The organism is Azoarcus sp. KH32C (assembly GCF_000349945.1).
Classification (GTDB): domain Bacteria; phylum Pseudomonadota; class Gammaproteobacteria; order Burkholderiales; family Rhodocyclaceae; genus Aromatoleum.
In genome coordinates this window covers 1,511,304-1,522,709 of sequence record NC_020516.1, presented here as the reverse complement: position 1 = coordinate 1,522,709, position 11,406 = coordinate 1,511,304, and the positions used below count along the sequence as shown (strand labels likewise).

General features: G+C 58.2%; 9 protein-coding genes and 1 pseudogene. 3 read left to right on the top strand and 7 right to left on the bottom strand.

Features of this window, described 5'->3' with window-relative positions:
• Nucleotides 1-50: 50 nt before the first annotated feature.
• The 7 genes and pseudogenes from AZKH_RS06785 to AZKH_RS26225 all read right to left on the bottom strand — a co-directional run bounded on the left by AZKH_RS06785 (nt 51) and on the right by AZKH_RS26225 (nt 7,605).
• Complete coding sequence (locus tag AZKH_RS06785; protein WP_041655987.1) at nt 51-686, bottom strand: 4Fe-4S cluster-binding domain-containing protein; 636 nt, start codon at nt 684-686, stop codon at nt 51-53.
• Nucleotides 683-2,515 (bottom strand): AAA family ATPase, encoded by a 1,833-nt coding sequence (locus AZKH_RS06780; protein WP_015435009.1) that lies wholly within the window; start codon nt 2,513-2,515, stop codon nt 683-685. The genes AZKH_RS06785 and AZKH_RS06780 overlap by 4 nt, the downstream gene beginning before the upstream one ends.
• 42 nt (nt 2,516-2,557) lie before the next feature.
• Nucleotides 2,558-3,388 (bottom strand): hypothetical protein, encoded by an 831-nt coding sequence (locus tag AZKH_RS06775; RefSeq protein WP_231874477.1) that lies wholly within the window; start codon nt 3,386-3,388, stop codon nt 2,558-2,560.
• A 108-nt stretch (nt 3,389-3,496) separates the two neighbouring features.
• Nucleotides 3,497-3,643: pseudogene (locus AZKH_RS27960) on the bottom strand (DUF4236 domain-containing protein); the annotation flags it as partial.
• Between the two features lie 82 nt (nt 3,644-3,725).
• On the bottom strand, nt 3,726-4,547 hold the full coding sequence (locus AZKH_RS06770; RefSeq protein ID WP_015435007.1) for an NYN domain-containing protein: 822 nt from the start codon (nt 4,545-4,547) through the stop codon (nt 3,726-3,728).
• A 1,696-nt stretch (nt 4,548-6,243) separates the two neighbouring features.
• Nucleotides 6,244-6,915 carry an SOS response-associated peptidase gene (locus tag AZKH_RS06760; protein ID WP_015435005.1) on the bottom strand — a complete coding sequence of 224 codons (672 nt, stop codon included), beginning with the start codon at nt 6,913-6,915 and terminating at the stop codon, nt 6,244-6,246.
• A gap of 162 nt (nt 6,916-7,077) precedes the next feature.
• Entirely contained in the window at nt 7,078-7,605 is a 528-nt protein-coding gene (locus tag AZKH_RS26225; RefSeq protein ID WP_015435004.1) for a hypothetical protein, read from the bottom strand.
• Between the two features lie 462 nt (nt 7,606-8,067).
• Here AZKH_RS26225 and AZKH_RS26715 point away from each other — a divergent pair, with 462 nt between their 5' ends.
• The 3 genes from AZKH_RS26715 to AZKH_RS27205 all read left to right on the top strand — a co-directional run bounded on the left by AZKH_RS26715 (nt 8,068) and on the right by AZKH_RS27205 (nt 11,179).
• Entirely contained in the window at nt 8,068-8,262 is a 195-nt protein-coding gene (locus AZKH_RS26715) for an AlpA family transcriptional regulator (RefSeq protein ID WP_083903018.1), read from the top strand.
• Nucleotides 8,259-9,545 (top strand): phage/plasmid primase, P4 family, encoded by a 1,287-nt coding sequence (locus tag AZKH_RS06750; RefSeq protein ID WP_015435003.1) that lies wholly within the window; start codon nt 8,259-8,261, stop codon nt 9,543-9,545. Before AZKH_RS26715 ends, AZKH_RS06750 begins: the two co-directional genes overlap by 4 nt.
• Before the next feature lie 635 nt (nt 9,546-10,180).
• Nucleotides 10,181-11,179 carry a hypothetical protein gene (locus AZKH_RS27205; RefSeq protein WP_156822054.1) on the top strand — a complete coding sequence of 333 codons (999 nt, stop codon included), beginning with the start codon at nt 10,181-10,183 and terminating at the stop codon, nt 11,177-11,179.
• Nucleotides 11,180-11,406 lie beyond the last annotated feature (227 nt).

The window sequence follows — 11,406 nt, the reverse complement described above, 5'->3', positions numbered from 1 at the left end:
ATGGACGGCACGTTCCGTGTAGCAACTCGGGCAGTAGCGAACAAGGTCAGTCATGAACGCGCCTCCGTCGTCCTCAGGTACGTTCCTCGGTTTTCAAGAATCAACTGCAAGCGAGCCATATCTCCTCTACTCGGAATCCCTGCGAGCCACACCTCGCCATCCCCGCCGAACATGACGTCGAGCCGGCGGTCAGCGTCTGTAGCGTGTCGGTCCAAAGAGCCGAACACTTCATGCCCAAGCGCTGTCAGGCACGTCATACGCTGGTTGTCACTGCCTCGGAGGTACTTCGTCTGTCCCATGCTCACGTCGAACGGGTCGGAGATGAGGCAGTCGACTAGTCCTTGCTTCACGACATTACAGCTCGCAAGCTCTTCGAGCGGCAGCCCGCTGTAAATTAGGACGCTCACCCCCGACAACTGGCGAATCGCATGGAGAAGCTGCTCGAGCGCCTCCAGCTGCTCGAATGGCTCGCCACCAGAAATCGTGATGCCATCACACTCGTGGAGCCACGGCCGGATGGCTTCGAGCAACTCGGCGACTTCTACATCTGGAGCCCTTTTCGCCCAAGTGTCTGAAGAGATGCATCCTGGGCAGCGGATGGAACATCCCTGTACCCATATCCCGAGCCTCCGCCCAGGACCCAGCGTGGTTACCGGAAAGTGCAGGCGCGAAAGAGCGAGTTTCATCGAGCAGCACTTTCCAGTGAAAGCTGGCCAGCCTGCAGACCGCTGACCAAATACGAGCTGCCCGGAGCAGCATCGGCGTCGAAAAGCGCGCGGGCCAAAGGGTTCAGAAGGTGAGCCTCCACTTGGTTCCTGATGCCACGGCCGCCGTTGGATAGGTCTGCCAGGCACAGCGCCCGAAGGCTGGTCATCGCCTCAGGTGCAAGGGACACTTCGAGCTCTTGCGACTTCAAGTCTGCGAGGGTGTTGGCCACCATCTGCTGGAAAATCTCGCCAGCGATGTCCTCCCGGATGAAGTCGAAGACGATGATGTTCTCGCCTATGCGGTTGAGAATCTCCGGGCGATTCAGCACGAATTTGAAATGCCGCTCGATTTCGGATTCGACCTTCTGCCTGACTGCTTCGTAGGGCTCTTGCGGAGAGACATTGAGTTCGCGCTCACCCGAATCAGTCATCTTGTAGATGCCCAGGTTCGACGTAAACACGATGAGTGCCTCCGAGAAGTACACCCGGTCGCCACGTCCCGAAGTGAGCACGCCGTCATCCAGGATTTGGAGGAACTTGTCTAGGACTCGTGGATGCGCCTTCTCGATTTCATCGAAGAGAACCACGCTGAACGGCTTCTCGCGAATCGCATTCGTGAGCTCTCCTCCAGCGTCGTAGCCTATGTACCCAGGAGGCGCGCCCAACAGCCGCTGGTCCGCATGCTCAGCGCTGAACTCGGACATGTCAAAGCGGATGTAGGCGCTCTCATCCCCAAACAGAAGGCTGGTAATGGTCTTCGCGAGCTCAGTCTTGCCGACACCGGTCGGCCCGGCAAGGAATGCGACCCCGCGTGGCCGTCCGCCGCGTCTGCCACCGCCAACGCCCATCACAGCTCTCTTGACGATGTCGAGCATGTGCACGACCGCATCGGGCTGCCCTTTGACTCGCTGCCGGATGAAGGCTTCGGCGTTCTTAATCTTCTCCCGACCGATTTGCAGCCACGGGTCTTCGGTGACTCCGACCTTGTAGCGGCGAACTGCGTCGGCAATTTTGTCGAAAGGGACGCCTTCAACGCGCGCCAGGACTGAAATCGCGTTCACGTCGACCAGAAGCATTCCCTCAGTGCCATCGACAAACTCGTCTTGAGCCTTCTTCAGGCTTTCCGGCGCGGCCTGTGCGGCCCCCCCGAGCGGCTTGAGAAGCGCCGGCGCGAGTGCGCGCCGCGCTCGGTTATCTGGTCGGGGCACTGGGATGTGGCGAAGGCGCGGGTTTCCCACGATGAACCAGTCCGGAAGGTCACCCTCCTTCTCCACAATCCAGATGACCGTGTTGAAGAACGGCCGCCGGTCGATGCCCGCCGGCCGAGGAGCCGCCTGCTGGGAAAGCACCAGAGCCTGCGTGAACAGGTGGTGCTCTGCCGCCGTCGGGTCCGTGGGCCGGGTAAGCAGGCGTGCAGCAAAATCGACGATGAGTGCGACCGGCTCTCCTTGCCGCTTGACGATTCTGTCCAGCGCGCTTGCAAGCAATTCGGCCCCCGCCCTGCCTTGGCCACCTTCAGCAGTCACGCCAAGCTCCTGCAACAAGCCAGCAGCTGCGCTCGCTGCTTCACCAGTGGCAGACACTACACTGAAGCCGGCGAGTGGTTGGAACAGGATGGTGTTGGCGTAGCCAGCACGCTTGAGTGCCGCGGCGACACACTGATTCAAAGGCTGAGCGGTAACTACCCCTGGCTGCACTTCAACAACCTGAAGGTCCCGCACATTGCCCGACAGAACGAACTGGCTCTTGAGCGGCAGGAACCGCTCGAAATCACGCTGCCACCGGGTGACCTGGTTCTTAGGCTCCACGCTTACTCCTTGTACAAGCCAGACGACTAACTAGAACACCTGTCATGCCATCCGGGACAGTGCGGTTGCGAAAGGCTCAAATCCACGCTCTCGAGAGCCTAGTAGCCGAATGTCTAGTCCGCTTTGTGTTGACAGATTCAACTGGGTGTAGGCGCAGATTGGCAGCTGGCGATTGTTCTTGAAGCGACGGTCGGGGCCACCGTTGCGATTTACGTACTGCCACGTACGGTCGATGACTTGGGCATCGCCTGGGACTGACTCGTGCTCGATGAAGCGTGTGCGCTCTTCGGCAGCTGAGAGGCTGTCGTAAGCAACCGCGCCGACAGACTTGCCCTGGAAGGCCAGTATTCGGTCTGGGTAGAAGGCGAGTGTCGTACGCCCTGTCTTCACCACTGGCACATCGACGTTCGCCACCACACCCGGCCCCTGTCCCAAGCTCAGAGATGCCTGCGAGAACTTCAGACCTTCGCTGGCACCTGCTGAGTATTTGCGGTCAGCGTAGCGCGAGGTGCTCACCACGGCTCTTAGTTTGCGCATGGACGCAGCGCTGGAAAGCGCGCTACTGAGTGCATCGAAGTGGTCGGCGGCGGTGGCATCCGGCTCAAAGAAGAGCACCGTCACCTTCCGCATCTTGTCTTGCCAGTACACCCACCCGACGACGGCCGTCATGACTGCAGCCAGTGCGAAATGGACCGCGCCCGGCCAAGTATCCATCGCGCTTGTCAGGGGGAAATACAAAAGGAAAAGGGCTCCTGCGACAAAAGGCCAGAGGGACGTCTTTCCCCGCTGTTCGTTCATGGACTGCAGCAGGCCGTCGCTGTCCGAATCGGTCAGTTCCAGGACACTGAGCGTGTCGTGTTCCTGAGTGCTCACGATGGTGGGCGCGACATCTCCCTCAGCTAGGGCTGGGACGCCTTGGCCGTCCGGTAATCGCGCAGGGGTTCTGCTCGGAGCCGCGCTTAGACTGCGCCGGTAGCGGAATCCGCCGACGCCGCCGCTGATGTACGCGCCGCGGGGCCCGGTCCCGATGCGAAGCCCCGGAATGCCTACCGACATCCCGATGCCGGAACCAGAGAAGTTGAAACGCACAGCGCCAAAGCGGACGCTCTTTGAAAACGTCAGGCCCAAGTTCTCACCCCCAATTGTCGAAGAATACGACGTGGCCGCCCTCTGAGCGGCAGACTAGGCGCCAACCACCGTGCCCGCGAAATCACTCCTCAACTTCGGCAATCAGTGCGCTGACGTGAGTGGGCGAATTTGCAGATGCACCATTAGTTACATTCGCCGCCAGAGAACGTAGACCGACTGTGTAGTGACCACCGTCTCCCTTCTTGAGAGCAAGCAGGTCGTAAGTCTTCAGCATATCAAGTAAGCCAGAATGCCCGTAATTTGCAGGAGAGAAACCAGGGTCAGTACGCTTGAGGTATTGCCCCAACGAGCTCAGATGCACCTGCCCTTCGGACGTATTGCCTGCGAGTAGTGCGACCGCCTCCACGACGAATCGAGGCCTGCGCTTGATTGTCGCCGGCTTTGGTTGCTCGGTTTTTTCGTGAATGGCCTTGGTACCTGATTGCTCGGAATCCGCGGACACGGGTGCGACCCACTCGAAAAACTGGTCGCTCGCGTTACGCAACGCTTCGGGCGTCTTGGACTCACCGACGATACATACCGTCGCGCCTCGCTCGCGGAGCTTTCGACACAAATATGCAAAATCGGAATCGCTTGTGACGATGCAAAACTTGTCGGCACGCTGGTCAAACATCGCTTCAAGGGCATCCAGTGCAAGGGCGATGTCAGCGGTGTTCTTACCGGCGGCGTATTGATACTGAAGACATGGTGTGAAAGCCTGACGAACCAACGCCTCCTGCCACGTCTTGGCGAGAGTGCTGTGGTTGCCGTAGCCGCGACGGAGGACAACGCGGCCGAACTGGGCGACGACTCTGAGTGCGTATTCCAGGATTTCGGGGGTTGTGTTGTCGCAGTCGACGAGGACAGCAACGCGAGGCTCAATAGGAAGGATTGGTCCGCTCATCTATCTGCAGCATCAAGTCAGGGAAGATAGAAATGATAATGGCAAACTCAGTGCAGTGAGCGCCCCGAGGGCAGAGCTTCAGATACCGGTTCGATTGGTCATCGCGTCTTTTCAACCTGTGATGAGCAGTGGCTTCTTGATGGCAGTTAACACAATAGGCTCTTGCAGGACGCGTGCAGTTCCGGTTTATATCCATGTGATAGAACGCGGACGGTACTGGCAGGGGTAAGGATGCGGAAGGGCCCTTTGAGGTCGTTGAGTTCGACTGCTTTCGTATAGCCTTCGAACCCCCAGAGAAGAGCTCTCCCGGCGTGGATGAGGTAGTCGTTGTTCGAAGAGAGTTGCTTCACGACAACCCCATCTGGCATGGTCGTGAGCATTGCGGTATCTCGGCCGACTCGGGTTGTACGCTCACGTTTCAGCTGAGCGTCGATGTCGCGGACTGATGGAGGCTTTTCGTAGCTGTGCGCCCGCGCCCAGGCGGCGCCGAATGCTTTGTAGCGGTCACGCCTGCATTCGGCACATGGGCGGTGACCTGCAGCCAGCGATGTTGGTTCATCCAGGAAGAAGAGTTCCGTGTAATGACCTGGCTGCATCAGTTGCCTCTGGCGGCCCTTGAACGCCAGCAAACATGTGACCCATGCGTCACGCGCAGACGTCCTAACGATGTTCGCTTCCCCGTCGTGCAGGCATCCTCGGTTCCCATAAGGGTTCCCCGGGAGGGATGCGCCACGATGACGCCTTCTGGGTTAACACGATTTCGCAGTGTCATGGTCTCCACTCCGGTGAGGCGTCGAGCGTCACATCGCTTGCGTTAAATGATATCCATGCCAGCGGGCGGACAAACGTCGAGCGTCGTGATTCCTGCTCTTGCGTGTTGAATATTTCTCACTCGGCGCGGGGCCGCTGGAGGATGCACCGAAGCCGTGGAGTGGCCTTGCCGAGATGGACGACGGGCTCCGACCGGAACAGCAGTCTTCCAGGCAGGGTCTTGAGGTGGCGTGGAATCGTTGGCCCGTAGCTGACTCCGTGCCCGCTCGACTGCTACCGGTCAACCGATTGGGCATCAACCCACCGAGCACGCTTCCAACTCAAATCACCTCACCCACCTTCCGCTTACCTCAGCCCTCCTGAACCTCTGCGGCGATAGCTATATGCCGTGGTGCCGCCTTTCGGCACTTACCGGCACGCCGCGGTATCAGCAGCCCCTTGCGTGCCCCCCTAGAGGAGCTTTGCATGCAGAACCTGTTGGATATAAACGAACTCGCGGCCCGTGCTCGGGCGCAGTCCCGAGACCATTAGGAAGCACTTACGGCGGAACCCGCTTGCGGTCCCACCCCGGCTGTACATTCCCGGTACGCGTATGCTGCAGTGGCGAGAGACCGACGTGGGGGCGTGGCTGGCGGCGAACGTGTTGCCAGCAATGGAGCGTAGATGAGTTGGAAGCGAGTCGCAGGGAAGCCCAGTAACTTATCATTAACTTATCAGTTGCATGATAGGAAAGGCGTATTCTTATCAAATCGAGCGGAGAGTGAGAAGAAAACCTGCATCTTCTCGTCACCCTCTCGTCAGCCATGTCGAACTGAGGGATTTCACGCGAGTGGCAACCTGGCGGCCTTAGCCTTGCGTGGCCACCTCTGGGCCCAAGTCTCAGGGTTGTGTCCTGTGCCTGGGCACCGCGCACTACCTTACGTACTCAGCTCATCGGCGTCGCGGCAGTGCATTCCATGCTTGGCGGCCGCACCAGGGTTGCAGCCTCCGCCTGCGTCCCCGTCAGCCACTTGGACAGGTCCGCAAACTCAATAGCAACGACGCTGCGCTTGTCCTGCTGGTCCGCAGGTAGTTTGGGGTCAGGCTTGTGCATGCGAGACATCAGCGGGTGTGCATCCGCATTGACGGTCAGCATGGTGTAGCTCTCGATGATTTCGCCGGTCTCGGGGTCGGTCCACGCGTTCCAGAGCCCCGCCAACCCCCAAGGTGCATCGTCTGCACGCTGAAAACGCCACCAGACGTTGCGCCCCGTTTCCCAGCAGGGCTCATCGAAGGACCAAGCCGGGATGATGCAACGCCGCCCACGCGCCCAAGATTGCTTGTATGACGCCTTTTCGCTGATTTCCTCGAACCGAGCGTTGTTGGTCGAGTACTTGAGCACTGGAGTCCTCGCAAAGAACGGAATCAGGCCCCACTGGCCGACAACAAGCTCCAGTTCACTTGTACCCCGCACCGAACGAATGAATGGTCCAGGGACGCGTGGGAAGATATCCGCCGCCCAGCGCGGTTGGTTGTGACGCCCGATGTGCCAGAACCTCTCAATGGCGGCTTCATCGGCAGAGACGTATCGATTGCACATGAAGCCACGATAGCGCATGCGCGCCTGATGGCAAGAGACCTCCTCATCAATACCTTCTCAGGGCATGCCCGCTTTGCAGCCAGAAACATGGGACGAGCGCCAGCTTCGCGTACAGCCTTGTTATCCACGCACAGAAGAATCCCGCCTCGCGGCGGGATTGAAAAAGGGACTGCGTTACAGCTATTTCCTACCTCCCAGACATTCACCAACGATTCGGAAGAGATTCGCGTCGTCGCGCGGCATTACAACGCAGTTCATCATCGCCTGCAGGTAGCAATACGCGACAAACCGCCGCTGCTCGCGGCTCAGCTCCTCCTCGCCCCCTGGCCAGACCGCGCCGAATTCGGGGTCGCGCCTCACATCGCTGAAGAGTCGCTGAAGCAAAACATCTTCACGTGCCGTATGGTCGACGAAGTCACCGAGTTCCACGATACCTGCAGCCAGCTTGACGACAATGGGTGCAACCGCAAGGTACGCCGCGCAATTCGCGATGAAGGCCGGACTCACATTCTCAACCTGCCTTCGCCCGGAACTCAGCAGCGAGATATAACCATGAGTGACGCCTAGAACTTTGGCCATGTAACTGATGGAATCGCCGCGGCGCATGGCCTCTGCGCGAAGCAGTGCCATTAGCCGGGGTTCACCTTGCATTGAGGGTTCAACGGCGGTGCCAAGTGCGGCCGGCGAAACTGAAATCAGGTCTTTCATCTGCTGTCCTCGAGGCATGAGCAAAGTCGCTCAGGACGTATAGGCATCTCTACTAGACTTAGCCCCCCACCTCGCAAGCGACATGTCGACTTCTTCCGCCGAGTAGAGGGCCCGCTATTTACCGAACTCTGGGCAGGGTCACGAAGGTTCTCGAAGATACCTACGCCGTCCGACTTCCCGCACGTGCAGCGCCCCAATAGCTCAACATTGTTCGGCGAGGTGAGAACGCGCAGTTCGTAACGTCCAATGTCAGCGGTTCCACACTCAAATTTTGCGCTCCTTCCATCTCCTCAATCGCCCTCCCCAGCAAGGACGAGGCGAAACGGCACATCGAAATTTTATTTTGTGCCGTAGGGCGTTTCATTTCGCGCAGAGGCTATACATCAAGCCACTCCGTGGCACGTGAAGGCACGTGCCGGCCCGACCTGCCGCACGTGCTCCCTAACCTCTGGAGCACACGACATGAAACTGCTTGACCTCGACGAACTAGCAACACTCCTTGGGCGAAGCCCTGAAACTATCAAGAAAGACCTAAAGCGAAACCCGCTGGCGGTCCCTCCACGCCTGCATATCCCTGGTACACGCCTGCTGCGTTGGCGCAGTGTTGATGTCGAAGCGTGGTTAGCTTCCCACGTCGTCCTGGGAGGTCATCAATGAGCACGCGTTTTGACCCGCACCGATATGCGCTTCAACTCGATGACGGCATGCACGCGAGTGATAAACAACTCTTGTATCGTTGGACCGGTACTCACTGGGCCTGCGTACCGGACGAGGATGGCGAGCGGTACGCGTACCGCTGGATAGTTGAACACGACCGTGGAAACGCGTCGCCGGAAAACGCGAAAAAGGCGCACAAGGCGGCAATCCTGTGGATGGGAGCGCTGCCTGAATCACCGACTGAAACTGTTATTCCATGCCGGAACGGATATGTAATCGCCCGCGGAGGCAGGGTCTACACAATCCCCCCCACCTCGAGTATGGGGTTACGCCACGTCATTAGCTGCGACTATCACCCCGGCGTAGCCGACGCCCCAAATTTTCGACGTTTTCTCGACAGAGTACTGCCCGACCCCGAAGTTCAGGCCCGTGTTCAAGAGTACATCGGTTATACCTTGACCTCCGATGCACGGCATCAGCGTGCTCAGTTCTGGATAGGGGGCGGGGCAAACGGCAAGGGGGTGCTCGCCAATATAGTGCAGGCGCTGCATGGAAAACCGGAAACTGTCCAGCTCGACGCCCTCGATGGGTTCCGCCTCTCAGTACTCATCGGCGCGAGCCTAATTTACTGTGACGAGGCCCCACGAGGACGCATCAATGAACAACTGCTTAAATCCATGATTGCGGGCGAGCGTGTTCAGGTCGACAGGAAGTATCGCGACCCGATAAGCATCCATCTCCGCGGCAAATGGCTGGTGCTTGGCAACCATCTCCCCACGGTTGTCGACCACTCGACCGGATTCTGGCGCCGATGGGATATTGTCCCCTTCTCTGTAACAATTCCAGAGCACGAACGCGACCCCCTGCTCGTTCGAAAAATTTGCGAGAGAGAGATGTCAGGCGTGCTGCACTGGGCGTTGGAGGGGTTGGTGCGACTAGAGCAGCGTGGCGCATTTGAATCTCAACTGCCGAGCGCGATGCGCGCGGTTCTCCACGAAGCAAAAGCCGCAACGAACTCCGTACAGGCATGGGCGGACGAGTGCGCGATTACCTTCACGGCCTCACCGCACACGGAGAAGGACGACGTGTACCGCCATTACCGCCACTGGTGCGACCGTAACGGAGTGTCGCACATGGCATCCCCTGCCTTCTGGACACGGGTGCGAGATATTGGACCTTTTCTTGAAACCCGAAAGCGCGTGGCGCTGGGCCAGGTTAGAACCTGCAACGTAGTCGTCCCGAGTCTCGTTACAGTACTTACCCAATCCATCCGTGCCGCGTAGAGGTGCAGCTGGACCAGCCGAGGTAGCCGCCCTTGGTCCGACCGGCTACCTCGCAGGTTATCTGCCATTGCAGGCGCCGCTCACTGTGCCAGGTGTGCTGAGTCCCCACGCTAAACTTCTTCTCATATCCTGCTTCTACTCAGGGGATATGGGAAGAAGTTGGAATACTTTTCTCCTTTCTACCCGGCACACCTGACTCACGGCGACATTCAGTCCAGAACGTCGGATGTCATACCTGGCAAGAAACGCAGATGCCCTGTGACCCTGCTCACTTCGGGCATGCAACCTGGCCAGTCGCGCACGCCCGATACCGCACCTTCAGGGGTATCCATGCAAGTGTAGCGGGTGTTCTGCACTGTCCTCGCAGGCCACGCGGTCCATCCAACCATGTGGGAAATGTCGCCCACCGTTCCGGAGGTCGCAGCGACCCTTTGTCTCTCGGCTACCCAAATGTTCTAACAGGCAAACGCGTACGTGTCTCGCATGAAGCGAGCCCGCGCTAAGATACTAGACGGAGGTGTGGTTCAGTATGTGCATCGCGCTCTCTTCGAAAGCAACAAGTCGTCAGCAAAACGGCGCTTGACCCAACTACTCTAGCCCGCTAGACTGTCATTACATTAGGCAGATAACAAACCATGAGCCCATCCGACACAACCAGCGCGATTCATCATGACCTTGCCGAAATCGTCCATGGCGAGCCACGCACGTGGGGTCAGATAAGTAGACTTCTCGCCCGGGTTGACGAGACAAATTACTGGGCCGCATCTGCAGACTCATTCACACAGTGGATAAGAACTTTTTCAACAGCCATCCAGGTGAAGGAAGCAACCTTATGGCGCTACCTCAGCGCCGGACGCTACTACATCACACTGCAGCAAGAACTCGAGCGAGCAAGCGTCTCAACGGAATCACTCGACACGCTGTCCGTCAAAGTTAGTCCCGAAAATCTTGAGCTACTAGCCAAGCTGTCCCGGGTTATGCCCGGAGAGAAGTTTGTTCAGCTCGCCGAACGCGTCATCAATCAGTCGATTACTCGCAAGGAGCTACGACAACTCTGGGAACTTTATCGTCCCGTGCTGCAAGGACGGACAGCGCGCGGCCTTGGTGTTACACCGCCATCAGTTAATCTTGATGACCACGCACAGTATTCCACTCTTGGGGAGCGGAGCCTCCTTGCAGCACTCACGACGGATTTTCGGAAAATTTCCGGAGACCATTCGTTGGATTTCGTGCACATATTCACCTTGGTTCGCCCGCTCGACGTCATGGGAGTGGAAGTCCCTATCGAATTCGACCTCGTAGCCCTAACGCGGAAGGTCGGTTATCAAACGTTGGAGATACACGGATTTGAGGTAAGAAGCTCGCCACCTTCTTCAATCCAGCGCCAGGCTGTGAGACCGCCGAACACCCAATCGTTGCTACAACGTCGTGCGCAATATTGCACACACCTGTGGTACGGAACGACTTTTCCATTAGACGAAAACGACCATCAATATTTACCCGATTATGTCGGAATCTTGACGCTCGAGCGGGAGGAGTTGTCGGTGATACGTCCTGCCACGTCAGACTCAGCGCTCGGGACCGACATAAACGCCATGACTACATCGCTCCTGATGAGAGCGCTAAACCATTAGTTTTTTTGCAGCACATACTCTAGCCGGCTATAGTTTTATTTGCAAAATCAAGAAATGCATAGATATCCAAAACCGGACCAGACGCGCTCGAACTCACTACCTTGGGCGTCCAGACTAGCGATGACACACCTGTTCAGGTTTCGTGCGCCATGGGTTGTCTCACGTGATGAGGACGCTCCCCCGCCGAGCGCTATCGGCCCTCAAGAGGAGCGAATCCAACCTTGACT